Annotated in this window: 20 protein-coding genes; 8 read left to right on the top strand and 12 right to left on the bottom strand. The window is 68.1% G+C overall.

Annotated elements, in window-relative coordinates:
* Positions 1-39 precede the first annotated feature (39 nt).
* Both LH19_RS18330 and argJ read left to right on the top strand, forming a co-directional pair.
* Entirely contained in the window at positions 40-1,479 is a 1,440-nt protein-coding gene (locus LH19_RS18330) for an aldehyde dehydrogenase family protein (RefSeq protein ID WP_054731134.1), read from the top strand.
* Between the two features lie 195 nt (positions 1,480-1,674).
* Positions 1,675-2,901 (top strand): bifunctional glutamate N-acetyltransferase/amino-acid acetyltransferase ArgJ, encoded by a 1,227-nt coding sequence (gene argJ / locus LH19_RS18325; protein ID WP_054731133.1) that lies wholly within the window; start codon positions 1,675-1,677, stop codon positions 2,899-2,901.
* 101 nt (positions 2,902-3,002) lie between these two features.
* Here argJ and trxA read toward each other — a convergent pair whose 3' ends face one another.
* The 8 genes from trxA to ahcY form a co-directional block, all read right to left on the bottom strand.
* Entirely contained in the window at positions 3,003-3,323 is a 321-nt protein-coding gene (gene trxA, locus LH19_RS18320; protein WP_054589003.1) for a thioredoxin TrxA, read from the bottom strand.
* A gap of 34 nt (positions 3,324-3,357) precedes the next feature.
* A complete protein-coding gene (gene addA / locus LH19_RS18315) occupies positions 3,358-6,825 on the bottom strand; it encodes a double-strand break repair helicase AddA (protein WP_054733831.1) in 3,468 nt (1,155 codons plus the stop codon).
* Complete coding sequence (gene addB / locus LH19_RS18310) at positions 6,825-9,794, bottom strand: double-strand break repair protein AddB (protein ID WP_054731131.1); 2,970 nt, start codon at positions 9,792-9,794, stop codon at positions 6,825-6,827. Before addB ends, addA begins: the two co-directional genes overlap by 1 nt.
* Positions 9,787-10,506, bottom strand: a complete 720-nt coding sequence (locus tag LH19_RS18305) for a nucleotidyltransferase family protein (protein WP_234715962.1) — start codon at positions 10,504-10,506, stop codon at positions 9,787-9,789. Before LH19_RS18305 ends, addB begins: the two co-directional genes overlap by 8 nt.
* Positions 10,503-11,474, bottom strand: a complete 972-nt coding sequence (locus tag LH19_RS18300; RefSeq protein WP_054733827.1) for an aminoglycoside phosphotransferase family protein — start codon at positions 11,472-11,474, stop codon at positions 10,503-10,505. Before LH19_RS18300 ends, LH19_RS18305 begins: the two co-directional genes overlap by 4 nt.
* On the bottom strand, positions 11,471-11,923 hold the full coding sequence (tsaE, locus tag LH19_RS18295) for a tRNA (adenosine(37)-N6)-threonylcarbamoyltransferase complex ATPase subunit type 1 TsaE (protein ID WP_054731127.1): 453 nt from the start codon (positions 11,921-11,923) through the stop codon (positions 11,471-11,473). Before tsaE ends, LH19_RS18300 begins: the two co-directional genes overlap by 4 nt.
* Positions 11,920-14,283, bottom strand: coding sequence for a PAS domain-containing sensor histidine kinase (locus tag LH19_RS18290; protein WP_054731124.1), 2,364 nt, complete (start codon positions 14,281-14,283; stop codon positions 11,920-11,922). Before LH19_RS18290 ends, tsaE begins: the two co-directional genes overlap by 4 nt.
* A 305-nt stretch (positions 14,284-14,588) precedes the next feature.
* Entirely contained in the window at positions 14,589-16,004 is a 1,416-nt protein-coding gene (gene ahcY, locus LH19_RS18285) for an adenosylhomocysteinase (protein ID WP_054731122.1), read from the bottom strand.
* A gap of 403 nt (positions 16,005-16,407) precedes the next feature.
* Here ahcY and LH19_RS18280 point away from each other — a divergent pair, with 403 nt between their 5' ends.
* Entirely contained in the window at positions 16,408-16,806 is a 399-nt protein-coding gene (locus LH19_RS18280; RefSeq protein WP_054731120.1) for a hypothetical protein, read from the top strand.
* Here LH19_RS18280 and LH19_RS18275 read toward each other — a convergent pair.
* On the bottom strand, positions 16,803-17,369 hold the full coding sequence (locus LH19_RS18275; RefSeq protein ID WP_054731118.1) for a YqgE/AlgH family protein: 567 nt from the start codon (positions 17,367-17,369) through the stop codon (positions 16,803-16,805). The genes LH19_RS18280 and LH19_RS18275 overlap by 4 nt on opposite strands.
* Before the next feature lie 162 nt (positions 17,370-17,531).
* Between LH19_RS18275 and LH19_RS18270 the strand changes: the two genes are divergently transcribed.
* The 4 genes from LH19_RS18270 to LH19_RS18255 all read left to right on the top strand — a co-directional run bounded on the left by LH19_RS18270 (position 17,532) and on the right by LH19_RS18255 (position 21,504).
* Positions 17,532-18,014 carry a peroxiredoxin gene (locus tag LH19_RS18270; RefSeq protein WP_054731116.1) on the top strand — a complete coding sequence of 161 codons (483 nt, stop codon included), beginning with the start codon at positions 17,532-17,534 and terminating at the stop codon, positions 18,012-18,014.
* 111 nt (positions 18,015-18,125) lie between these two features.
* Positions 18,126-19,610: an AMP nucleosidase gene (locus LH19_RS18265; RefSeq protein ID WP_054731115.1), complete on the top strand. Its 1,485-nt coding sequence runs from the start codon at positions 18,126-18,128 to the stop codon at positions 19,608-19,610.
* Complete coding sequence (locus LH19_RS18260; RefSeq protein ID WP_054731113.1) at positions 19,607-20,380, top strand: SDR family NAD(P)-dependent oxidoreductase; 774 nt, start codon at positions 19,607-19,609, stop codon at positions 20,378-20,380. The genes LH19_RS18265 and LH19_RS18260 overlap by 4 nt, the downstream gene beginning before the upstream one ends.
* Before the next feature lie 197 nt (positions 20,381-20,577).
* Positions 20,578-21,504 (top strand): OmpA family protein, encoded by a 927-nt coding sequence (locus tag LH19_RS18255; protein ID WP_054731111.1) that lies wholly within the window; start codon positions 20,578-20,580, stop codon positions 21,502-21,504.
* Between the two features lie 57 nt (positions 21,505-21,561).
* Here the strand turns inward: LH19_RS18255 and LH19_RS18250 are convergent, their stop codons facing one another.
* The 3 genes from LH19_RS18250 to LH19_RS18240 all read right to left on the bottom strand — a co-directional run bounded on the left by LH19_RS18250 (position 21,562) and on the right by LH19_RS18240 (position 23,743).
* The gene (locus LH19_RS18250) at positions 21,562-22,455 is read right to left on the bottom strand and encodes an SDR family NAD(P)-dependent oxidoreductase (protein WP_054731108.1); all 894 of its coding nucleotides are present in this window, start codon (positions 22,453-22,455) and stop codon (positions 21,562-21,564) included.
* A 76-nt stretch (positions 22,456-22,531) separates the two neighbouring features.
* The gene (locus LH19_RS18245; RefSeq protein ID WP_054731107.1) at positions 22,532-23,146 is read right to left on the bottom strand and encodes a TetR/AcrR family transcriptional regulator; all 615 of its coding nucleotides are present in this window, start codon (positions 23,144-23,146) and stop codon (positions 22,532-22,534) included.
* A 114-nt stretch (positions 23,147-23,260) separates the two neighbouring features.
* Positions 23,261-23,743 carry an SRPBCC family protein gene (locus LH19_RS18240; RefSeq protein WP_054731105.1) on the bottom strand — a complete coding sequence of 161 codons (483 nt, stop codon included), beginning with the start codon at positions 23,741-23,743 and terminating at the stop codon, positions 23,261-23,263.
* A gap of 49 nt (positions 23,744-23,792) precedes the next feature.
* On the opposite strand from LH19_RS18240, the gene LH19_RS18235 reads away from it, so the two are divergent.
* Positions 23,793-24,119, top strand: a complete 327-nt coding sequence (locus tag LH19_RS18235) for an ArsR/SmtB family transcription factor (protein ID WP_054731103.1) — start codon at positions 23,793-23,795, stop codon at positions 24,117-24,119.
* Positions 24,120-24,144 lie beyond the last annotated feature (25 nt).

Below are 24,144 nucleotides of genomic sequence, written 5' to 3'. Positions count from 1 at the left end.
TAGCAATCCAAGACGTAATTTTACGCCGATGGGAGACAGATGATGAGCGATACCGAAACACACCTGAAACAAAATTACATCGGCGGCCGCTGGGTCGACAGCAAGGGCGGCAAGCTCCACGACGTCATCAATCCCGCGACCGAGGAAGCGGCGTCGACCGTCGTGCTCGGCACCGCGGCCGATGTCGACGATGCCGTCGCCGCGGCAAAGGAAGCGTTCAAGACCTTCTCGCAGACGACGCGCGAGGAACGGCTCGACCTGCTGAACCGCATCGTCGAGGAATATAAGAAGCGCGGCGCCGATCTCGCCAAATCGATGGCGAGCGAAATGGGCGCCCCGGTCAGCTTCGCGGGCACGGCGCAGGTCGGTGCCGGCATCGGCGGCTTCCTCGGCACCATTGCCGCGCTCAAGGATTTCCAGTTCACCGAACAGCATGGCGCGAACAAGGTCGTGTACGAGCCGATCGGCGTCGTCGGCATGATCACGCCGTGGAACTGGCCGCTCAACCAGATCGCATTAAAGGTCGCACCGGCGCTCGCCGGCGGCAATACGATGGTGCTGAAGCCTTCCGAAGAATGTCCGGGCAACGCCGTGATCTTCGCCGAAATCCTCGAAGCGGCGGGCGTTCCGGCGGGCGTGTTCAACCTCGTCCAGGGCGACGGTCCGACCGTCGGCAATGCAATCTCGTCGCACCCGGGTATCGAGATGGTGAGCTTCACCGGCTCGACCCGCGCCGGTATCCTCGTCGCCAAGGCGGCCGCCGACACCGTGAAGCGCGTCCATCAGGAACTCGGCGGCAAGTCGCCGAACATCGTCCTGCCGGGCGCCGATCTAGCCGCGGTGCTGCCGCCGACGGTGTCGGGCGTGCTCGTCAACACGGGCCAGAGCTGCATCGCCCCGACCCGCATTCTCGTCCAGAAGGACGAAGCGGAGGCGGCCGTCGGCGTGATCAAGGCGATGTTCGACGGGACGAGCGTCGGCGACCCGCAGGCGGAGGGCGCGCATATCGGCCCCGTCGTCAACAAGGCGCAGTTCGACAAGATCCAGGGGCTGATCCAGTCGGCGATCGACGAAGGCGCGACGCTCGAAACCGGCGGCACCGGCCTGCCGTCGAACGTCAACCGCGGCTATTATATCAAGCCGACCGTCTTCTCGGGCGTCACCCGCGACATGCGCATCGCCAACGAGGAAATCTTCGGCCCCGTCGCGACCGTCATGGCCTATGACGATCTCGATCAGGCGGTCGATATCGCCAATGACACCGAATATGGCCTGTCGGCGGTGATCTCCGGCGACCCGGCGCAGGCGGCGGACGTCGCCCCCAAGCTGCGCGCCGGTATGGTCGCGGTCAACGCCTGGGGCCCGGGCCCGGGCGCGCCCTTCGGCGGGTACAAGGCGTCGGGCAACGGCCGCGAAGGCGGCCTGTTCGGCCTCAAGGACTTCATGGAAGTGAAGGCGATCAGCGGCATTCCGGCCTGACGTCTGGATCCTCCCTGCGGCGAAGCCGTGGGGAGGGGGACCGCCGCAAAGCGGTGGTGGAGGGGCTATGGCGTCAAAGCCCCTCCGTCAGTGCTCTGCGCTGCCACCTCCCATCGCTTCGCGACAGGGAGGATCAGGCCCCTCCCGCTTGCGGGAGGGGTTTTGCTTTGGGCGGATAGCGATTATGCGCCCCCGATGACCACCCGCTCGCCGCTCGCCCCCGACTCGTTTCCGGCCCTCCCCGACATCGCCGGGGTGACGCGCCGCGTCGCGCGGGCGCGCTACAAGAATTGGGACCGCTGCGACCTGACCTATGTCGAGCTCACGCCCGGCACGACGGTTGCGGGCGTGTTCACGCGCAACGTCTGCTGCTCGTCCGAGGTCGAACTCGGCCGCGAGCAGGTGAAGGGCGGCGCCGGCCGCGCGCTGATCGTCAATGCCGGCAACAGCAATGCCTTCACCGGCTATCGCGGGCGCGAGGCGGTCGAGCAGATCATGGAACAGGTCGCCGGCCATCTCGGCTGCGATGCGAACGAGGTGTTCGTCAGTTCGACCGGCGTCATCGGTGTGCCCTTGCCCAAGGACAAGGCGCGCGCCGGGGTTGCGGCGGCTCTCACCGCCGCGCCCTGCTCGTGGGAAGCCGCCGCCGAGACGATCTGCACCACCGACACCTTCGCCAAGGGGTCGGGCGCCAGCGCGATCGTCGGCGACCGCACCGTCCATGTCGCGGGGATCGTCAAGGGATCGGGGATGATCGCTCCCGACATGGCGACGATGCTCGGCTATATCTTCACCGACGCGGCCGTCGCGCCGGCGCTGCTGCAGGCGATGCTCAGCGAGGCGACCGGCGGCAGCTTCAACAGCATCACCGTCGACAGCGACACCTCGACCAGCGACACGGTACTGCTCTTCGCGACGGGGCAGGCGGGCAACCCGCTTCTGGCATCATGGGACGATGGCGGCGCCGACGCGCTCTACGCGGCGATCCGCGAAGTCGCGCTCGATCTCGCGCAACAGGTGGTGCGCGACGGCGAGGGTGCGTCGAAATTCATCGAGGTGCAGGTGAGCGGCGCGACCAGCGACGACAGCGCGAAACGGATCGCGCTCGCCATCGCCAATTCGCCGCTGGTCAAGACCGCGATCGCGGGCGAGGACGCCAACTGGGGCCGCGTCGTGATGGCGGTGGGCAAGGCGGGCGAACCCGCCGACCGCGACCGGCTCGCGATCCGCTTCGGCGATCATTGGGTGGCGAAGGACGGGCTGCCGGTCGACGGTTATGACGAGGCGCCCGTCGCGGCGCATCTCAAGGGACAGGATATCCGCGTCGGCGCCGACCTCGGCCTCGGCGAAGGCCGTGCGACGGTGTGGACGTGCGATCTGACGCACGGTTATATCAGCATCAACGCCGATTACCGGAGCTGATCCCCAATAGAATCGTCACCCCGGACTTGATCCGGGGTCCATAGCCACCTCAGTGATGTCAGCGTGGATCCCGGATCAAGTCCGGGATGACGAAAAAGGGATTATAGCGCGCCTTCGAGCCAGCCCTTGAGCGCGCTCTTCGGCGCCGCGCCGACCTTGGTGTCGGCGATCTCGCCATTCTTGAACAGAATCATCGTCGGGATGCCGCGCACGCCATATTTGGCGGGGGCGTTGGGATGATCGTCGATGTTGAGCTTGGCGATGACCACCTTGCCGCCGAGTTCGTCCGAAATCTCTTCGAGCGCCGGGCCGATCATCTTGCACGGGCCGCACCATTCGGCCCAGAAATCGACGAGTACGGGGGTGTCGCTGTCGAGGACATCGGCCTGAAAGCTGTCGTCGCTGATTGCCTTGGTACCCATAGTCTCAAACTCCTGAAAATCCGTTGCACCCAAGCTAAGGCGTCGGCGCCCCGGGCTCAAGGGTCGAACCCGGCAAATTCGCCTTGGTTGCCGCCAAGCCCGGCTTGTGTGCATCGAGCAGCGCGTCGTCGAGCGCAATCAGCCGCGGCGCGGCGGTGTAAAGCAAGGCAGCATCGACGCGCCGGCCGGGAAAGATCGCGCGCAGCGCATCGCGATACGCCGCCATCTGGCGCAGATAGGCCGGTGCGACAGCTTCGGCGCTGTCCGGCAGGCGGCGGCCGGTCTTGTAATCGATCACCGTCACCGCATCCGCCGTCACCAGCAGCCGGTCGACGATCCCCGCCACCACCATGCCGTCGACGACCGCAGATAAGGGCACTTCGGCGAGGCTGCCGGGTCCGAACAGAGCGGCGTGCGCCGGGTCCTCGATCACCGCGAGCACCTCGTCGGCCATCGCCGCCCGCTGCGTGTCGTCGAGGCCCGGTGCCTGCGCGGCAAGCCAGCGGCGCGCCGCATCGCGCCGCCGGTCTGCCGCCACCGGCGGCAGCCGCTCGAACAGCGCGTGGAGCCACACCCCGCGCTCGGCGGCCGCGGCGCGCGCGACGCCCTGCGGCGCCACCGCGACATCGTCTTCGCCGAGCGCCGACGGGGCGAGCGGGCGCGGCGGGCGGGCCTCTTCGGGCGCGGGGCGATGCGCCCATTCGGGCAGGACGAGCGGCGGCGGTGCGGCCTTCGCGGTCTTTTCCTTTTTCGCCCATTTCCCCGCATTGGCGCGGTGGACGCGGCGCTGGCCCCAGACGGGCCCCGCTTCCTCCCACGCGCTGCCCATGTCCGACAGCACCGCTTCGACCGCGCCGTGCCAGCTCGCCTCGGGGATGCTCCGGTCGGGCTTTTTCGTCGTGCCCGCGACGACCAGGATTTCCTCGGCACGCGTCATCGCGACATAGAACAGCCGCCAATGTTCCTGCGACGCCGCGTCGGCGGCATCCTGATAAGCCTTGGCCAGCGCGCCGTGGCGCTCGTCGTCCGGTACTGCGAAGACCGGAAGTTTCTCCCACGCTGCGACGTCGACGGTAAAGGGGCGGTGTCCGATCCCCGGGTCGTCGGTCGCATCGGCAAGGATGACGATGGGTGCCTGCAAGCCTTTCGATCCGTGCACCGTCATCACCCGCACGACGTCGCTGCGCGCCTCGGTCTGACGCTTGATGTCGGCGCCGCTGCTTTCGACCGCGGTCAGGAAGCCGAGCAGCGATACCGTTTCGCGCTGCTCGAACGAGAGCGCCTGACCCAGCAGTTCGTCGACCGGGTCGCGTGCTTCGCGCCCCAGCCGCGCATACAGCTTCCGCCGCCCGTCGATCGGCCCCGACAGGATCGTCTCAAGGAACCGGAACGGCGTGGTGAGATCGGCCATGCCGAGCAGGTGGCGCAGCGCCGCCATCGTCGCCGCCGGAATATCGCCCTCGGTGGCGCGCAGATGTTCCCACAGCGCCGCGCGGCCGCGTCCGTGCGTATGCGCGTAAAGCTCGTCCTGCGTCCAGCCGATCAGCGGCGAGACGAGCAGCGCCGCGAGATTGAGGTTGTCGAGCGGCTGCACGGCAAAGCGCATCGCCGCGAGCAAATCCTGTACCGCCAGCGGCTGGGTCAGCGTGAAGCGGTCGACGCCCGCCACCGGCACATGCAGCGCCTGCAACCGCGCGACGATCCGCGCCGCGAGGTCGCGGCGGCGACGGACGAGGATCATGATGTCGCCGGGCGAGACGGGGCGCCCGTCCTTGCCATTGGCGATCCAGTCCTGCACCTCCCCGGCGATCGCGCGCGCGAGCCGCATCGAGGCAGGGTCCGACGCGGGGGTGCCGCTGTCGGCGCCGCCCTCGTCGCCCTCTGCTTCTTCGGCTTCGGCATCGAGCGCCTTGCCGACCGGCAGCGGCGCCCACAGCTCGACCTGCCCGGCGTGGCTCGACCGGAACGGATGGTGCGGCGGCTCGTCGCCGTCGAGCCCCATCGCCGCCGCGCCGCCCGCCGCGAGCCAAGCATCGGCGACCGCGAGCACGGCCGGGGTCGAACGATAGTTGGAGACGAGATCGACCTGCTGGAACGGCTGGCCGCCGATCTCGCCCATCGCGTGGAACATGTCGCGCGCGGTCGCGAACGCCTTGGGCTCGGTGCCCTGGAAACCGAAGATCGCCTGCTTGCGGTCGCCGACGGTGAACAGCGTCCGGATGCGCTCGTCCTTCGCGCCGACGCCGGCGAAAAATTCCTCGGCCATCGACAGCACGATGCCCCACTGGCGCATATTGGTGTCCTGCGCCTCGTCGACCAGGATATGGTCGGTGCGCTGGTCGAGCTTGAAGCGCACCCATTCGCCGAAGCTGCTGATCCGCAGCAAACTTCCTGCCAGCGTGATCAGGTCGTCGAAATCGGCGAGCCCCGCCTCGCGCTTGGCAAGTGCATAGGCTTCGGCGAAACGGCTGCCCAGCTTCCACGCCGCTGCCAGCTCGTCGGCGACGCGCATCGCCGTCGCGGTCGCGAGCAGCGCCTGCGCCGCATCGACGATGCGCACCGCGCTGTCGACGCAATCGGTCATCTTGCCCTTGTCGCCCGCGAAGTCGGCGCGCAGCTCGCCCTTGCCGGTCAGAAAACGGCCGAGTAGTTCAGGCAGCATCGCGGCGCGACCGGCGGTGTCGGCGATCAGCCAGCCGACCATGAAGTCCGAACAGGCCTCGCCCGTCTTCGTTCCCCACGCCGCGCCGCTTGTCGCGACCGCCTTGATATCTTCGTCGCCGATCGCCCCTGCGGCGATCTCGCCCGCGACCCACGCATCGGGGTCGCCGCCCGGCAGGTCGAACGCCGCCCGCAAATCATGCGCGGCGGGCGGCAGCATCGCGCGCGGCCCGCCGAACGCCGCGGCACAGCTCGACAGGAAGGACAGCGCCGCATCCTGCCCCAGCCGCCGCGACAGCATCGCCGCCACGTCGCGCAATTCCGCTTCGTCGCCCCGCAGCAGTTCGCCGAGCACCTGCCGCTGCAGCGCCGCCGCTTCATCCTCCTCGATCGCGCGGAAGCCCGGCAGCAGCTTCGCTTCGAGCGGGAAGCTCGCGAGCAGGGTCTGGCAGAAGGCGTGGATCGTCTGGACCCGGATTGCGCCGCCGGGGCTGTCGATCACCGTGGCGAACAGCGATCGCGCCCGCTTCATCAACCCCGGCCGGTCCCAGTCGAGCCCCAGCGCCCGAAGGTCGAGCCGCAGGTCGCCATCGTCCATCCGCACCCACGCCGCGATCCGTTCGTGGATGCGGTGCGCCATCTCGGCCGCGCCCGCCTTGGTGAAGGTGATGCAGAGGATCGCCTCGGGCGACACGCCGTCAAGCATCAGCCGCAGCACCCGCGCCGACAGCACCTGCGTCTTGCCCGTGCCCGCCGACGCGCCCAGCCATACGTGGCTTTCGGGGTCGGCGGCGGCGCCCTGCCGCGGGTCGAGTTCGGCGAGGCCGGAGGGTTTCGCCATCAGTCCGCCTCGCCCCGGCCGAACCATTCGTCGCGGCGCATCAACTGGTCGTAATCGCCATAGCCGCGCATATCGCCCGGCACGAAGGGCGCGTCGCCGAACAGATAGAGCGCCGCAAGTTCGGCGAGCGCGTCGCTCGCATGGTCGATCGCCTGCTCGGCGCTCTTGAGGTCGCTCCGCGAACCATAGGTGTTAGAGATTTTCCCGGCGCCGCCGGCGCGGCGGTCGGGACGCAGGCTCCAATATTCGAGGGCATCGACCGATGCTGCGGCAATATCCTTTATGCCGCCGCGCTGCGCGATCAGGCCGAGCAGGCCAAGCTGGCTGTCGAGCTTGTCGAACGCCGCTTTCGCGCTCGGCGCACCGCCCGATTTATAATCGACGATCGCAAGGGCGCCGCTGTCCGTCCGGTCGATGCGGTCGGCCTTGCCGTGCAGGGTGAGGCCGTCGACGACGATCTCGCCCGACGCCTCGACCGCCAGCGGCGCGCGTCCTTCGGCGTTCCAGACCTGTGCGGCCGCCCAGCGCAGCGCGGGCTCGATGCGCGGCAGCCAGAAGGCGCGCGCGATCTCGTCGAGCGCCGGGTCGGCGCCGAGCGCGGCGAGTTCGGCCTCGAAGCCGTCGCGCGTCGCGCCGCCGCGCACCCAATCCTCGAACAATTTATGGACGCGCGTCCCGCGCCAGCGCGGGTCGGGCGCGGCGCTCAGCGGGTCGAGCGCCGACAGGCCGAGCATGCGGTCGGCATAGAATGCGAAGGGATCGCGCGCGAGCCGGTCGACTCCGGTGACGCTGATCCGCCGCGGCCGCGCGTCCGCCGGGGGACGCGGCGCGGGTCTGGTGGCCGGGCGCGCATCGCCGGGTGGCACGTCGAGCATCGCGGCGAGGCGGGTCAGCGGCACCCCGCCCGGCGCCGGTTCGGGCAGGTCGCCGGCGAGCGCCGACAGCCGCAGCCAGAAGCGTGACGCAACGACCGGATCGCCGCCGCTCCGCGCCGCGCGCGTCACGACGATCTCGCGCGCGCCGAGCGCCCCGGCGAAGTCGTGCGCGGCCATTCCCTGATGCCGTTCGGGCGCGGGCAGGCCGAGCAGGCGGCGGATACCGGGCGCGAGCCACGGGTCGGGCTGCGTCGCGGCGGGCCAGCGCCCCTCGTCGAGCCCGCCGAGGATCATCAGGTCGGCGCGCTGCAACCGCGCCTCGAGCAGCCCCCAGATGAACAGGCGCGGATGCCCCCCGTAGGGCGGCCGCACGCTCGCCTGCGTCAGAAGCTGCTCCAGCATCGCGGGAAACTCGGCGGGATCGACCAGCGCGGGACCGTCGCCGCGCGCGAGCGTCCACTGGTCGAACAGCTCGGCGAGCGTCCGTCCGGCCGGCCCCGTCCAGACCGCGTCGCCGCTCAGCCATTCGAGCGCGTCCTGCAGCGCGGCGAGCAAGGTCGCGGGGGGCGTCGGCCCCGCCGCGAACGGCGCCAGCGCCGCGCCGAGCGCGGACAATTCGTCCCACCACGGCGCCAGCTCTGCCGCCAGCGCGTGCCCGCGCGCTTTCGGATCGGCGGCGCGCGCCGCGATCCGCGCCGACACCCCGTCCCAACCCGGCGCCAGCCCGGGCTCGCGCAGGACCAGGTCGAGCCGCCGCACCTGATCGAGCCACGCCGTCCGCCCTTCGCCCTTGCGCACCAGCGGGTGGCCGAGCAGCGCGATCAGCGCCACCGGGTCGAAGCCTGCGGCGAGTTCGGCAAGCAGCAGCAACAGCGCCCCCGGCGGGGTGCGCGATAGCGGCTGCCCGGCGCTGTCGTCGACGTTTATATCCCAGCGCGAGAGCGCCGCCGCGACGCGTTCGGCCAGCCCGCGGTCGGGGGTCACCAGCGCCGCGGTGCGCCCCGGCGTCTCGACCGCCTCGCGCATCAGCAGCGCTATCCCCTGCGCCTCCTGCCCGTCGTCGGCGAAGACGGCCCCCGCGATCCCGGCGGTCGCCGCCGACAGGTCGCCCGCCGTCTGCCACTGGCCGGTGAAATCGGCGGGAGCGAACAACAGCGAGACGAACGCCGCGCGCGCCGCGGGCCCGTCGAAATCCGACCCCGCGTCCCACGCCAGGACCTCCTCGCGCGCCACCCCCATCCGGTCGAGCAGCAGCTTCAGATGATATTGCGGGTGCGTCTCGATCGGGCGCGCCGGATCGCCGGGGTCCAGCCGCGTCGGGCCCAGCGCGTCCCATTCCGCCGCCGCCATGCCGCAATCGACGCCGGGCAGCACGACCATCCCGCGCTCCAGATCGGCGACGGTGCGCAGCAACCGTGCGATCGCGGGCGCGGCGGTGGTGATCCCCGCCGCGATCACGAAGGGCGCGGGCGGCGCGGTGCGCCACGCCGCCGTCACCCTTTCGAGCAACCGGTTGCGCCGCGCCGCGCGGTCGATATGGCCGGTCGCCGCGAGCACCGCGGGCCAATGGTCGACAAGGATACGCAGCCGGGCGAGCGACGCCTGCCAGTGACCGGCGAAGGCGCCGAGGTCGAGGTCGACGAGCGCCGATACCGGCACCTCCTCATAATGGAGCTGGTCGATCGCGCGCGCCAGCCCATCGGCGAGCTGGAACGCCGCCGCGCCGCGGATCGGCGCTTCGCCCGTGGGCGTATGCCGCTCGATCAAATCGGCGAGGAGCAGGCGGCGGCGCAGCGTATCGATCGCCGGCGCGATCGGCTCGGCGGCGTCGATCGCATCGAGCGCGATCCCGATCGATTCGTCGAGGTCGGCGTCGCCGATCACCGCCAGCCGCGGCATCAGCAGCCCGGCGCCGCCGGCGCGGACAAACGCCGCCTGCACCGCGCTCTTGGCGCGGTTGCTCGGCAGCAGGATGAGCCCCTCGGCGAGCCCCAGCGCGCCATCGGCAAAGCGCGCGATCAGCCCGGCGACAAGCGCGTCGGCGAAGGCCCGATGGACCGGGATAGAGAAGACGTCGGGTTTGGCGTCAACCATCCGTCAGCGCGGCTTCGGTCGGCGCGATGCTCGCCGGGGTGCCGACGTCGAACCATTGCCCCATATGCGACAGGCCGAACAGCCGCCCCGCCGCGATCGCGCGGTCCCACAGGATATTGGTCGAAAACGGCCCATCGGGCGCGCCTTCGAGGAGGCGCGGCGAAACGAGCTGGATGCCGGTATAGACGAAGGGCGCGACATGCCCAGGCTTGCGCCGCGACAGCCGGCCCGCCGGGTCCATGTGGAAATCGCCGCGGCCGCCATGCCCGCTGGCGCTGGCCTGCCGGATCACCAGCAACAGCGCGTCCATCCGGTCGCCATCCCAGTGGCGCGCGAGGTGGCGGATGCTGTCCTCGGGCCCGTCGGTCCAGATATTGTCGCTGTTGACGATCAGGATCGGGTCGCCGCTGAGCTGTGGCAGCGCCTTGACCATCCCGCCGCCGGTTTCGAGCAACTCGGCGCGCTCGTCCGAAATCGCGATGCTGAACGGCCGCTTCTGCGCCGCGAGATGCGCCTCCAGCGCGTCGGCGAGATAATGGACGTTGACCACGACATGGCCGATGCCCGCCGCCGCGATCCGGTCGAGGCTGTGGTCGATCAGCGCCTTGCCCGCGACGCGCACCAGCGGCTTCGGCCGGGTGGCGGTCAGCGGCCGCATCCGCTTGCCGATCCCCGCCGCCATCACCATCGCGCTTTCGATTTTCGCCGTCACTTCCACGCCTCCGCCCGTTTGGAAGCGGGGACATTGGCGTCGAACCATTGCCGGACGGCGACAAGCGCCGGATGCGCCAGATCGCGTTCGAGCAGTCCCCACATGCGCGGCTGGAAACTCCGGTAATGCGGCTTGTTGTCGCGCTTCCACAGCCGCACGAAGACGCCGAGGATGCGCGTGTTGCGCTGCGCCGCGAGCGCCCAATAGGCGTGTCCGATATTCTGTCCGGTCGCCGCCTGATACCGCGCGAGCATCTCGGCCTCGATCGCCGGGGTCACGTCGCGCCGCGCATCCTCGAGCACCGAGGCAAGGTCATAGGCGGGATGGCCGACCAGCGCGTCCTGGAAATCGAGCAGTCCGTAATGGGCGATGCCGTTCTGCCCCGCGACCAGCATGATATTTTCGGCATGGAAATCGCGCAGCACTGTGACGCGCGGCAGGCCGTCGCGTTCGACCGGGGTCAAGGCTTCTTCCCACGCGGCGCGAAACGCATCGCGGTCGACGTCGATATCGAGGGCAGGGCAGTACCAGTCGGTGAACAGCATCACCTCGTCCAGCCATTGATCGAGCCCGTGCACCGGCAGACCGTCCATCGGCGGCTGCGCATGGAGATGGACGAGCAGGTCGGTGACCCCGGCATAATAGCCGGCTTCCTTGTGAAGTTCGGCATCGACCGTTTCGCGCAGGCGGACATCGCCGAAATCCTCGATCAGCAGCAGGCCTTGCGCAAGGTCGCGGGCGATGATCGTCGGCGCGTTGAGGCCCAGTTCGCACAGATATTCGGCGATCGCGATAAAGGGGCGCGGATCCTCCTGCGGCGGCGGCGCATCCATCAGCACCGCCTGCCGGCCTTCGCCCACGACCCGGAAATAGCGGCGGAAGGAAGCGTCGCCGGCAAGCGGCAAAATCCGGGCGTCGCCCCAGCCATGCGCGGCGAGGAAAGCCGGGGCATGGGCGGGCGGAATCATCGAAGCGGCCATCGCGCTTCCCAAGCGGGCGGCAGGGAAGCTGTCAAGACGCGCGCGTCGCCGCTGCCCGAAATCGTCAGCGTCAGCGTATCGGGCCAGCCGCCCGTGCCCAGCCGCTCGGGCCATTCGATGAGCAGCGCGCCGTCGACCAGATAATCGTCGAGCCCGAGTTCGATCAGCTCGCTTTCGTCCTCGATGCGATAAAGGTCGACGTGCGCGATGGCGAGGTCGACCTCGGGCGGGGCATAGGGCTGGACGATCGCAAAGGTCGGGCTCGGCGCTTCGCCCGCGAGGCCGCGCGCCTTCAGCATCGCGCGCGCCAGCGTCGTCTTTCCGGCGCCAAGGTCGCCCTCCAGCGCCACGACATCGCCCGGCTGCAGCGCCGCGCCGATCGCGGCGCCGATGCGTTCGGCGTCGGCGAGGGTGTAGCCGTAACGATGGACGGTCATGCGCCGCGCGGCAGGCTGATCCGCACCATCGTGCCCTGACCCTTTTCGCTCAGCACCTCCATCGTCCCGCCGTGCGCGGCGACGAGCTGGCGCGCGAGCGCGAGGCCGATGCCGCCGGTTGCGGTCCCCGCCTGCTCGCCCTTGGCGACCGCCGCGGCGGCTTCGGGCATGCCGGGGCCGTTGTCGGAGACGATGATATCGACGCCGCGCGCGTCGCCATCGGCATGAAGCAGCACGCGCCCGCCCGTCTTGCGCGCCGGTGCAGTAAAGCGCACCGCATTGTCGAGCAGCCCCGCGACCAGCCGCGCCAGCCGCGGCGCGTCGCCGTCGATGCTGCCGAGGTTCGCCGACATATTGCCGACCAGCTCGATCTTCTCGCTGTCGGCGAGCGGTTTGACGTCGGCCAGCGCCTGATCGAGCAGCGCGCGCACATCGACCGGCGCGCGTTCGATCGCCAGCGTGCCCGCTTCGCCCTGCGCAAGATCGAGCACATTGTCGATCTGGCGGCCGAGCACCGCGACCGAATCCATGATCGCGTCGACATAGACCTGCTGCTGGTCGGCGAGCTTGCCGGCGTAGCCCGCCTGCAGCATTTCGCCGAAGCCGCCGATCGAGGTCAGCGGCGTCCGCAGCTCGTAACTCATCCGCGACAGGAAGGCGGTCTTGACCTTGTCGGCCGCCTCCAGCGCCTCGTTGCGTTCGCGCAGCGCGCTTTCCATGCGGCGGCTGTCGCTGACGTCGAGCATGATGAGCAGCGCGTTGCCGTCGGGCAGCGGGATCGAGGCGAAGTCGAAATGGCGGCCGTCGGCAAAGCGGATCTCGCCGGCGCGCTGCGTCCTTTCGAGGGTCGCGGCGCGGATCACCTCCTGCACGATGCTGATCTGGTTCGGCTTGGACAGCCGGTCGGCGAGCCCGCCCATCAGCACGTCGACGCGTGGATGCGCGGCGAGGGTCGGCTCGTCGACCCCCCACAGGCGGCGGAAGCGCTGGTTCCACAGATGGAGGCGGCCGTCGGGCGCGAACACCGCGATCGCCTCGAACAGATTGTCGAAGGTCGCGGTGCGCACGCGCAGCAGCGTATCGCGCGTCGAGGCGAGCTGCACCTGTTCGGTGCGATCCTCGGCGATCAGCAGCAGCCCGCCGTCGGGGGTCGGCTGCGCGACGACATGCAGGTGCGTCCCGTCGCGCAGCAGCCAGTCCTCTTCGACAGCGCCCGTGCTGGCGAACCAGTCGACGTGCGCCTGCCGCCATTCGGGAAAATCGCGCACTTCGGGGGTGCGCCCGCTTTCGCGCCACGCGTCGAGCAGGCGCGCGAGGGGCCGGGCTTCGCTCACATCTTCGGCTTCGAGCGCGAACAGGCGGCGGAAGGGCTGGTTGGCGAAGACAAGGCCCTGATCGGGGCCGAATTGCGCGACCGCCGCCGACAATCGGTCGAGCAGTTCGCGCTGGGTGTCGGCGAAGCGGCGGTGCGCGCCGCGTTCGCTTTCCAGTTCCTGGACGTCGATCGCATAGCCGGCGATGCCGATGACGCGGCCGCCTTCGGGCGCCAGCGGCACGTCGACGACGCGCATGATGCGCCGTTCGCCCTCGATGGTCACCGGGATCGTCCGCATCTGCGCCGCTCCGGCGAGGCGGGCCTGCTCGGCGGCTTCGCCGGCGCTGACCCCGGCAACGGGTTCGCACAATTCGATCCCGGCCTCGATCACCGCGGCCGCGCTCTTCGCCTCGACCGCGCGCACATAGGCGCGGTTGACCAGCGCGAGGCCGAGGCTGGTGTCGCGGAACCACATCGGGAAGGGCGCCGCCTCGATCAGCCCCGACAACGCCTCGAAGGCGCCCATCGCCTCGTCGCGTTCGCTGCGTGCCTGCGCCAGCGCCTGCTGCCCGTCGGTCGCATCGCTCAACCACAAGAGGACGCTGCCCGGACCGCCGACCGCCTGCGGCGCCGCGGCGCCGTGAATGACGATCGTCCGGCTGCCGCCCTGCGGCTTCAGGCTCAGCATGAACGGCTTGGCGCCGCGCTGCGCGCCGAGGATCGCCTGCCGCAGCGCGTCATGCCCCTCGGGATCGAGCCCGGAATCGAGGCCGCGCAATTCGTCGAAATTGCGCGGACCCTGGCTGATGCCGAGCCAGCGGCCCAGCCGCTCGCTCGCCTCGATGCGCCAGTCGCTGCGGACGATGACGGGGAGGTAGGGCGATGCCTCGACGAGGCTCGCCAGCCGCTCGGTCTGTCCGGCGACGAAGGCGGAGCGGCGCTGCATCGCGATGCCGCGCCCGACCGCCCACAGTCCGGCGAGCAGCCACAGCGCCGCGAACAGCCCGAGCGCGAACAACAGGGTCGGGGAAAGCGATCCGCTCATCCCGCCCTATGCCTTCGCTTTTCTGGTGCCCGCGCCGCGATCATGACCGTCTGCCCTAAAGACGATGGAGTCATGTTTCAATCGCATGTCATCGCGGATCGGCGCGCCGCATCGTCCGATGGGCGCGCCGTCCACAGTTTCGTTCAAAGAAATGGAGCTGCCGTCCCCAACATCGTCATCCCGGCGAAGGCCGGGATCTCACCGGTGCGTGATGATGATATGTCGAGATCCCGGCCTTCGGCCAAAGGCCGAAGTTTATCCTGAGCGCCTGCCAAGGCAGTCGAAGGGCCGGGATGACGGATCGCTTAGTACCGATAATGATCGGGCTTGAACGGACCCTCGACCGGCACGCCGATATAATCGGCCTGCTTCTGGGTCAGCTTCGACAGATGCACGCCCAGTTTCTCGAGGTGCAGCGCCGCGACCTTTTCGTCGAGATGCTTGGGCAGAACATAGACGTCGTTCTTGTACTGATCGCTCCGCGTCCAGAGTTCGATCTGCGCGAGCGTCTGGTTGGTGAAGCTCGCCGACATCACGAAGCTCGGATGGCCGGTGGCATTGCCGAGGTTCACGAGGCGGCCCTTCGACAGGATGATGATCTGCTTGCCGTCGGGGAATTCGACCAGGTCGACCTGCGGCTTGACTTCGGTCCACTTGTAGTTGGCGAGCGCCGCGATCTGGATCTCGCTGTCGAAGTGGCCGATGTTGCAGACGATCGCCATATTCTTCATCGCCGCCATATGCTCGGCGGTGATGACGTCGGCGTTGCCCGTCGCGGTGACGAAGATGTCCGAACGCTTCACGGCTTCGTCCATCGACACGACCTCGAACCCTTCCATCGCCGCCTGCAGCGCGCAGATTGGGTCGATTTCGGTGACGAGGACGCGTGCGCCGCCATTGCGGAGCGACTGCGCCGAGCCCTTGCCGACGTCGCCGAAGCCGGCAACCGTCGCGACCTTGCCCGCCAGCATCACGTCGGTGCCGCGGCGGATCGCGTCGACGAGCGACTCTTTACAGCCATAGAGATTGTCGAACTTCGACTTGGTGACGCTGTCGTTGACGTTGATCGCGGGGAAGGGCAGCTCGCCCTTCTTGGCGATGTGGTACAGGCGGTGGACGCCGGTCGTCGTCTCTTCCGACACGCCCTTGATCGCTTTGACGGTCTTGGTGAGGTAGCCGGGGTTGGCAGCAACGAACGTCTTCAGCGCGCGCTGCATCTCGATCTCTTCTTCATTCTCGGGCGCTGGCATCGTCTCGCCGGCTTCGAGCTTGGCGCCCCACAGCGCGAACATCGTGGCGTCGCCGCCGTCGTCGAGGATCAGGTTGCAGGTCGTGCCATCTTCGACGCCCCAGTCGAAGATGCGGCCGACATAGTCCCAATAATCGGCAAGGCTTTCACCCTTCACGGCGAAGACGGGGACTCCCGACGCGGCGATCGCGGCGGCGGCATGGTCCTGCGTCGAGAAGATGTTGCACGTCGCCCAGCGCACTTCGGCGCCGAGCGCGGTCAGCGTCTCGATGAGCACCGCGGTCTGGATCGTCATGTGCAGCGACCCGGTGATGCGCGCGCCCTTCAGCGGCTGCGCGGCGCCGAACTCGCTGCGCAGCGCCATCAGGCCCGGCATTTCGGTTTCGGCGATGTTGATTTCCTTGCGCCCGAAATCGGCAAGGCCGATGTCGGCGATCACATAGTCACGGCTGTCGGCGGCGAGAGTGGCCACGGTAGAGACTCCTGTAGGTGAATTGCGGCCGCAGGCGAGCGGCCCCGAATTGTCGAGCAATTATGCCTGGCGCCCTAGCGCAAAGCGCGTCCGGTATCAAATATAAACTTTTCTTTATATCCCGAACCCGGCTCGCGGCCCCGAATCTTCCGGGGGCGAATCGCCGACGCAAAAAACCGCCCGGCAGCGAAAAAAATTTCGCCGGGTCCGATTGTGACAATCGCCGCCGCACTTTTGTGACAGCGAGTCGCAAAGCCCAAGATTATGAAAATCCTGACTTATAATGCGCCTTGCGAATAGCATAATCGGCTTTTGTGACAACAATGTTACAAGCCGCAGAAAACATTGACTTTTTATGGTCCCAGCGTGAAAATCACCCCAAGTTTTCGGGGAGATACAAAGAATGAAAAAAATCATGCTGCCGCTCATCGCACTGGCCTTCGCGAGCCCTGCCGCCGCCCAGTCGATCATCGTCGTCACCGGGCCGCAAGCCGATTCGCAGGTCCTGCCGGTCGCCTATTCCGAACTCAAGGCCGGCGAAAATCAGGCTGCGGTCGCCAAGCTCACGGGCGAAACGACGCTCGACGCGCGCGACCCGTCGCGGCTGATCAATCTCGGCACCGCCTATGCGCGCCTCGGCCGCACTGCCGATGCGGCGGCCGCCTATGACGCCGCGATCGACAGTCCGATCCGTTACGATGTCGAACTCGCCAGCGGCCGCTATGTGGATTCGCGCTGGGCCGCCCGCACCGCGCGCGCCAACCTCGCTCAGGGCAAGCCGCTGCTCGCGCTCGCGCGCTAAGCCTCGCCGCCTTCCGTCGTCAGGAGCCGGGCGTCCACCCCGGCTTCCGCAAACGCCGCCTGCCACCTTTCAGCAGGCGGCGTTTCAAATAACAGATGGTCGCTGCCCGGGGTCAGGTGCCAGCCGTGGCGGACCATTTCCTCCTCGAGCTGTCCCGGCGACCAGCCGGCATAGCCCAGCGCCACCAGCCAGCGCGACGGGCCGCGCCCTTCGCCGATCGCGCGCAATATGTCGTGCGAACTCGACACCATGAACCGGTCGCCGACCTGCACCGCGCCTTCGCCGCCCCAATCGCGGCTGTGCAGCACGAAACCGCGCGACGGTTCGACCGGGCCGCCAAGGAAGACCGGCTGGTCGAGCGGGTCGGCGTCATGCGCGATCTCGAGCTGGTCGAGCACCGCGCCGACGGTCATGCCGCCGATCGGGTCGGCGATACCTATCCCCATCGCGCCCTCCTCGTCATGGCTGATCATCGCGATCACCGAATGTTCGAAACGCGGATCGCCGATGCCGGGCAGGGCCAACAGCAACTGGCCGGTGAACCAGGGGGGGGCACTCTCCATGATGTTACAATGCCCGGCGGCGTGCAAAGGGTCCAGCGCCTTTGCGGCGCCCGGCCCGCTGCACGGCGATAATTTTCCCGGTCGGCTTCCTGTCCTTGACTCGCGCGCCGCGCGCCCCAATGTCTGCCGCGACCAAATCCCCTCAATGAAAAGGATGCCGAGATGACAATCCAGACCGGAGACAAGCTGCCCGAAACGACGCTGGTCAAGGTGACCGAAAACGGTCCCGAACAGGTCAGCACCGCCGATTATTTCAAGGGCCGCAAGGTCGCGCTCTTTTCGGTTCCGGGCGCCTTCACTCCGACCTGTTCGGCCAAGCACCTGCCGGGCTTCGTCGACAAGGCCGCCGATCTCAAGGCCAAGGGCGTCGACGAGATCGTCTGCACCGCGGTCAACGACGCCTTCGTCATGGGCGCATGGGGCAAGAATGCCAATGCCGGCGACAGCGTCACCATGCTCGCCGACGGCAATGGCGCCTTCGCCGAAGCCGTGGGCCTGACGATGGACGGTACCGCCTTCGGCATGGGCAAGCGCGGCCAGCGTTTCTCGATGATCGTCAACGACGGCGTCATCGAGCAGCTCAACGTCGAAGCGCCGGGCGAATTCAAGGTGTCCAGCGCCGACCATATGCTCGAACAGCTTTGATCGATATGAAAACGGCGGCGCGGTGATCGTGCCGCCGTTTTCTTTGTACGAGAGGGCGGGGCAAAGCGCCCACTCTTCCCTTTTGTCACAATTTCGTGCAACAGCGACGCGATGACATCATCATCGCAACCCCGTGAAACCGCCGACCCCGAAACGCTTGTCGAAGCCGTCATCGCCGAACTGCAGGACCGCTTCGCTGCGTCGGTTGCCGCTCTCAAATCCGCCATCGCTGCCTATGTCCAGCACGGTACCCTGCCGCCCGCCGACGCCGCGGCGACCGGGCTGTTCGACTATCCGGCGCTGCGCCTGATCACGACGGGCGAGCGGCGCGAAGGGCAGGAGGGGCACAACCTTGCCTTCGGTCGTATCGAACGTGCCGGCGAGTTTGTCACCACCGTGACGCGGCCCGATCTCTTTGCCGACTATCTTCGCGACCAGCTCCTCCTGCTTCTCCGCCACTATGACATCCGCGTCGAGGTGACGCGCACGGGGCAGCAGATTCCGTTCCCCTATGTGCTCGATGCGAGCGACGGGTCCGACATGGGCCGGGTCACCCCGCTCGAACTTGCGCGCCATTTCCCGACCACCGAACTTGCCGATATCGGCGACGAGCTGGCCGACGGACTCTTCGGGCTCGATCCGGCGGCGCCGCAGCCGCTCGCGCTGTTCGACGCGCTGCGCACCGATTTCAGCCTCGCGCGCCTTCGCCACTATACCGGCACCGCGCCCGAGCATTTCCAGCGCTACATCCTGTTCACCAACTATCACCGCTATGTCGACGAATTCGTCGCCTGGGCGGGGGCGCAGGTCGGGCAGGGGCTCTATACCGCGCTCGCCGGGGCGGCGGGGCTCTATGTCGACCAGTCGGGGGTCAATGCGAGCGCGCTCGTCGCCGACAGCGCCTGGCGGCGGCACCAGATGCCCGCCTATCACCTGATCGCCCCCGACGGCGGCGGTATCACGCTGGTCAACATCGGCGTCGGACCGTCGAACGCCAAGACGATCTGTGACCATCTCGCGGTGCTTCGTCCGGAGGCGTGGCTGATGATCGGTCATTGCGGCGGGCTGCGCCCCAGCCAGCGGATCGGCGACTATGTCCTCGCGCACGCCTATCTGCGTGACGACCATATTCTCGACGCTGTGCTGCCCGTCGAAATTCCGATCCCGCCGATCGCCGAAGTGCAGGTCGCGCTTGCCGCCGCCGCCGAGGCGGTCTCGGGCACCAGCGGCGCCGACCTCAAGAAGCGGATGCGCACCGGCACCGTCGTCACCACCGACGACCGCAACTGGGAACTGCGCTACACCGACAGCGCGCTGCGTTTCTCGCAATCGCGCGCGATCGGCATCGACATGGAAAGCGCCACCATCGCGGCGCAGGGCTATCGTTTCCGCGTCCCCTACGGCACCCTGCTCTGCGTCAGCGACAAGCCGCTGCACGGCGAACTCAAGCTGCCGGGGCAGGCGAACCGCTTCTACGAGGAAGCGATTGCCGCGCACCTGCAGATCGGTATCCGCACCTGCGAGATGCTGCGCGACGAGGGTGCCAAACTCCACAGCCGCAAGCTCCGGGCCTTCAACGAGCCGCCCTTCCGGTGAGCGGCCGACCGATCCTCTCGCGCTCCATCGCGGGCCGCGTCGCGATCGTCACCGGCGCGGCGAGCGGTATGGGTCGCGCCACCGCGCTCCTCCTCGCCAGCGAAGGTGCGAAGGTCGCGGTCACCGATCTCGATCTTGCCACCTGCGAAGCGGTCGCGGCCGAGGCCGGCGGCGATGCGAAAGCCTTCGCGCTCGACGTTGCCGACGGCGAGGCGATCAAACGCACCGTCGCCGACATCGCCGCGCATTTCGGCGGCATCGACATCCTGATCAATAATGCCGGGGTCTCGAGCTTCGCGCCGCTCGACGCCGGCGACGAATATGAGGCGATCTGGCACCGTGCGATCGCGGTGATGCTGACCGCGCACCAGCGGATGGTCCGCGCCGCATTGCCCCATTTGCGCAAAAGCGATGCAGGGCGCATCGTCAACATTGCCTCGACCGAAGGGCTCGGCGCGACGCCGGGCGATACGCCTTATGTCGCCGCGAAGACCGGGGTTACCGGCCTGACGCGCGGCCTCGCGGTCGATCTCGGCAAGGAAGCCATTACGGTCAACTGCATCTGCCCAGGCCCGATCCATACCGGCATGACCGACAAGGTGCCCGAAGAGGACAAGGCGGTGTTCGCGCGGCGGCGCACCGCGCTCCGCCGCTATGGCGACCCCGAGGAAGTCGCGCATATGACGCTCAGCCTCGTCCTCCCCGCCGCAAGCTATATCACCGGCGCGGTGATCCCCGTCGATGGAGGTTTGACGGCGCGCAACGCCTGAACTGCGCCGCCGGCCGCAGCTTGGTCCAACTCCTCAGAATCCCCCACGGCGGTGCCGGTTGCATCGGTTTGCCGCAAGATGGGCTCGTATCGCCCCGCTCCGCGACCGCCTCACCGGAACTTTTCGTTCGGGGCAAAGGTTGACGCGACGATTACGGGCATCCGCGCGGATAGCCCGTCTATTTGGAGGAGCAATATATGAAGGCCGTTTCAAAGAGTGGGAAAATCCTGCTGCTGGCAGCGATGCTGGCAGGGACCACAACGATCAGCGTCACCGCGCAGCAGCCGGACGAGACGCAGCCGCAGGACATGTCGGCGCAGGAGGCACAGCCGCAGGACACCTCCGCTGGCGAACCGATGGCGACCGTCTATGGCACGCTGCCCTCGCCCGAAGAAATGACCAAGGGCCCCAAGGTCGAAGGCATCATCTCGGCGCGCAGCGACGGCCGGATGCAGGTGACGACTGCCGACGGCAACAACACGGTGATCGCCATCGCCGACTATACGAAGATCAAGAGCAGCGGCGGCTTCCTCGGCCTCGACCGCGACAAGCTGGCGGCGGACTCGCTGCTCAACGGGCTGCCCGTTGCCGTCGATACGTTGCAGTGGAACGGCCTCCTTGTCGCCAACCAGATCGCGCTCAAGAACAAGGATCTGCGCACCGCGTCGATGATCCGCACCGGCACCGACCAGCGCTTCGCCGAACAGACGGCGGCGACCGAGGCGCTGCGCGGCCGCGTCGGCGACATCGACCAGTATAATGTCAAGGGCACGACGAACGTGAATTTCGACACCGGCAAGGCTGTCCTGTCGGCGCAGGCGCAGTCGGACCTGTGCGCCGCGGCAAGCCAGGCGCAGGGAATGGACAACGCCCTGCTGCTCGTTGTCGGCTACACCGATTCGACCGGCAGCCAGGAGTTCAACCAGGAACTCAGCGAAAAGCGCGCCAGCCGCGTCGTCAACTATCTCCAGCAGGCGTGCGGCTGGAAGCCTTATCGCATGCTGACCCCGACCGGCATGGCGGAAGCCGATCCGGCGGCCGACAATTCGACGCCCGAAGGCAAGGCGCAGAACCGCCGCGTCGCGGTGAACATCCTCGTCAGCAAGGCTGTCGACGGCATTTAAGCGGGCGGAGTCCGCTCCGTCCTGCAATCCCCCCATCGCCCGGCGATGGGGGGATTTTTATTGAGCGGTCTGCGCCAGCCCCAGCAGATACTCGCAATCGTCCCACAGCTTCGCGCAGGCGGCATCGTCGCGCGCCAGCGCCGACGGCGCGATCCGCACCAGCGCGGGATTGCGCACCGACCAGTAATCGCCCCGCGCTTCGGCATAGGCCGGGTCCGCGGCCAGCGCCGCGAGATATTGGCCCGACAGCGCGATCGTACTCTTGCGGTCGCGCTTCATCGTCAGCGGCAGGATCAGGCTGACCAGCGACGATATGATCTTCCCGCTCGACCGCGCCAGCCCGGTCCATGGTACATAGCCGGGATCGAAGCTCATCGCGGCGAGGTCGGGGCGGCGGTGCGCCAGTTCGCACGCGGTCATGATATTGGCGAGCTTCGACGCGCTATAGGCGCGGAACGCCTGCGCCTGATCCTTCTTCGGCAGCGTCGGGTCGCGATCGGGGTACGCCAGCCATTCGGCATTGGCGTGCGCGGGCGGGGTCACCAGCGTCTTTTCCTCGGGATCGTGCGTGCCGCTGCCGGTCAGGATCACCCGCGTCCCGGGCGCGAGGTGCGGCAGCAGCCGGTGGAGCAGCCGGAAATGCGCGAGCTGGTTGACCGCAAAGGTCCGCTCGAAACCGTCCGCGCCGACCTCCAGCTTCGACGTCTGCAACCCCGCGTTGAGTATCAGTGCATCGATCGCGGGCCCCTTCGCGATCGCCTCGGCAAAGCGGTCGACCGACGCGAAATCGTCGAGGTCGAGCGGCAGCGCTGCGGCGCCCCAGCCCCCGTCGACCGCATCCGGGCGACGCGCCCCGATCGTCAGCCGGTGCCCCGCCGCCGCCAGCCGTCCCGCCGCATCGGCGCCGAAACCCGATGTCGCACCCGTCATCACCATATGCATCGCCGCCATCTCCGAGTAGGTTGGTTGACCAACCAAATAGCATCGGACGGGATAGCGTACAAGGGGGCGCCGCCGGGAGACGGGATCAGCCCGGCTTGTGAAGGACCGCGCGCATCCCCTCGGCCCATTCGCCGAGCACGGCGCGCATCGGAAAGTCGGGGTTGGTCAGCCACGACAGCATCATGCCCTCGAACGCCGCCTTGGTCGCGCGGGCGCGCAGTCGGTCGCGGTCGTCGGGTACGCTGCGGCCGGCACCGGCGGCAAAGACCGTCGCCAGCCGCTCGCGCACCGCTGCGTTGCCTATTTCCAGCCGCGCGGCCAGCCGGGCGTCGTTCATCGCGCGCGCGCCGAGCGCCAGCCGGACGCGGAACAGGTCGCGATTGGCGTCGAGCGTCGCCGCGGCGAAGGCGACATAGGCGTCGAACAGCCGCGCGCGCGGCGTCGTGGCGATCAGTGCATCGATTTCTGCCATATAGCGCGCCGACGCGCTTTCGATCGCCGCTTCGAGCAGGGCGTCCTTGCTCGCGAAATGATAGTGGAGCAGTCCCGGGTTGACCCCGGCCTCGGCGGCGATCGACTTGACGTTCGTATCGGCAAGCCCGTCGCGCGCGACGGCGCGAAACGCCGCGTCGATCAGCTTGTCGCGCGTGCCCTGTCCCTCGCTGCCGTTCTTCGCTGCCATGGCAGCGCGATAGGCCATGGCGGCCGCCTTGGGCAAGCTGTGCAAGGGGGCGACGTTATTTCCTTATGTCCGCAATCGGCCGCAACCGGCCCAATGCCCCGCCGCGGACGAAGCGCCGTCACCCGCAGCCGCTTATTTATACATCCCGTCGCGCAAATTGATCCCGTGCTCGATCCACACTTTCAGCGCGCAGAGCATCTGCGACCAGCCCTGGCAATTGCCATAGGAGGCGCCGAGCGCGCCCTGATTCTCGCGCCAGCCCTCTTCGGCAATCTCGACCAGCGTGCGCCCGTCGTCGAGGCCCTTGAAATTCATCGTCACGCGCGTGCGATAGTCCGCATCCTTAGGCTCGCTGCCTTCGATATTGTGCGCCTCGCCCTCGCTTGCCTGCCATTCGAGGACGATCTTCTCGTCGGGGACCACCTCGATCACATAGACGGGGAAGGCGCCCGGAAAGTCGTGGAAATCCCACGTCACCGTCGCGCCGGTTTCGAGCCGCCCCTCGGCGCCGCCGGTGGTGAAATAATGCGACAGCTTGGCGGGATCGGCGACGGCCTCGAACACCTCGTGCACCGGCTTGGCGATCCGCGCCGCGACCCTGAATTTCAGTTCCATGACCATTCTCCGCTTGAGTCGGTGCGATTTTATGTTATAAATTTATAACATGTCAATCCACGAAGATTATGACCGGGTTTTCAAGGCGCTGGCGTCGCATGTTCGCCGCCAGATCCTCGACGACCTCAAGGACCAGCCGCTGACCACGGGCGCGCTGTGTGGCCATTTTCCCGACATCGACCGCTGCACGGTGATGCAGCATCTGAAGGTGCTGGAGGAGGCGGGGCTGGTGATCGCCGAACGGCGCGGCCGCGAACGCTGGAACCACCTCGACGCAATGCCGATCCAGGACATTCACGACCGCTGGATCGGCCCCCACGCCGCCGCGGCGGCCGAACGGCTGGCCCGGTTCAAGCGAACCGTGGAAGCCAAATGAAATGGCCGGGAAGCAAGCTTCCCGG

This window comes from Sphingopyxis macrogoltabida, from assembly GCF_001314325.1.
Lineage (GTDB): Bacteria > Pseudomonadota > Alphaproteobacteria > Sphingomonadales > Sphingomonadaceae > Sphingopyxis > Sphingopyxis macrogoltabida.
This window is presented reverse-complemented; position numbering and strand designations above follow the sequence as displayed.

What these genes read in the sequence shown, in the direction of transcription:
- LH19_RS18330 (WP_054731134.1), top strand. Translation starts at nt 40, where the DNA reads ATGATGAGCGATACCGAAACACACCTGAAACAAAATTACATCGGCGGC.
- argJ (WP_054731133.1), top strand. Translation starts at nt 1,675, where the DNA reads ATGACCACCCGCTCGCCGCTCGCCCCCGACTCGTTTCCGGCCCTCCCC.
- trxA (WP_054589003.1), bottom strand. Translation starts at nt 3,323, where the DNA reads ATGGGTACCAAGGCAATCAGCGACGACAGCTTTCAGGCCGATGTCCTC.
- addA (WP_054733831.1), bottom strand. Translation starts at nt 6,825, where the DNA reads ATGGCGAAACCCTCCGGCCTCGCCGAACTCGACCCGCGGCAGGGCGCC.
- addB (WP_054731131.1), bottom strand. Translation starts at nt 9,794, where the DNA reads ATGGTTGACGCCAAACCCGACGTCTTCTCTATCCCGGTCCATCGGGCC.
- LH19_RS18300 (WP_054733827.1), bottom strand. Translation starts at nt 11,474, where the DNA reads ATGATTCCGCCCGCCCATGCCCCGGCTTTCCTCGCCGCGCATGGCTGG.
- tsaE (WP_054731127.1), bottom strand. Translation starts at nt 11,923, where the DNA reads ATGACCGTCCATCGTTACGGCTACACCCTCGCCGACGCCGAACGCATC.
- LH19_RS18290 (WP_054731124.1), bottom strand. Translation starts at nt 14,283, where the DNA reads ATGAGCGGATCGCTTTCCCCGACCCTGTTGTTCGCGCTCGGGCTGTTC.
- LH19_RS18280 (WP_054731120.1), top strand. Translation starts at nt 16,408, where the DNA reads ATGAAAAAAATCATGCTGCCGCTCATCGCACTGGCCTTCGCGAGCCCT.
- LH19_RS18275 (WP_054731118.1), bottom strand. Translation starts at nt 17,369, where the DNA reads ATGGAGAGTGCCCCCCCCTGGTTCACCGGCCAGTTGCTGTTGGCCCTG.
- LH19_RS18270 (WP_054731116.1), top strand. Translation starts at nt 17,532, where the DNA reads ATGACAATCCAGACCGGAGACAAGCTGCCCGAAACGACGCTGGTCAAG.
- LH19_RS18265 (WP_054731115.1), top strand. Translation starts at nt 18,126, where the DNA reads ATGACATCATCATCGCAACCCCGTGAAACCGCCGACCCCGAAACGCTT.
- LH19_RS18255 (WP_054731111.1), top strand. Translation starts at nt 20,578, where the DNA reads ATGAAGGCCGTTTCAAAGAGTGGGAAAATCCTGCTGCTGGCAGCGATG.
- LH19_RS18250 (WP_054731108.1), bottom strand. Translation starts at nt 22,455, where the DNA reads ATGGCGGCGATGCATATGGTGATGACGGGTGCGACATCGGGTTTCGGC.
- LH19_RS18245 (WP_054731107.1), bottom strand. Translation starts at nt 23,146, where the DNA reads ATGGCCTATCGCGCTGCCATGGCAGCGAAGAACGGCAGCGAGGGACAG.
- LH19_RS18240 (WP_054731105.1), bottom strand. Translation starts at nt 23,743, where the DNA reads ATGGAACTGAAATTCAGGGTCGCGGCGCGGATCGCCAAGCCGGTGCAC.
- LH19_RS18235 (WP_054731103.1), top strand. Translation starts at nt 23,793, where the DNA reads ATGTCAATCCACGAAGATTATGACCGGGTTTTCAAGGCGCTGGCGTCG.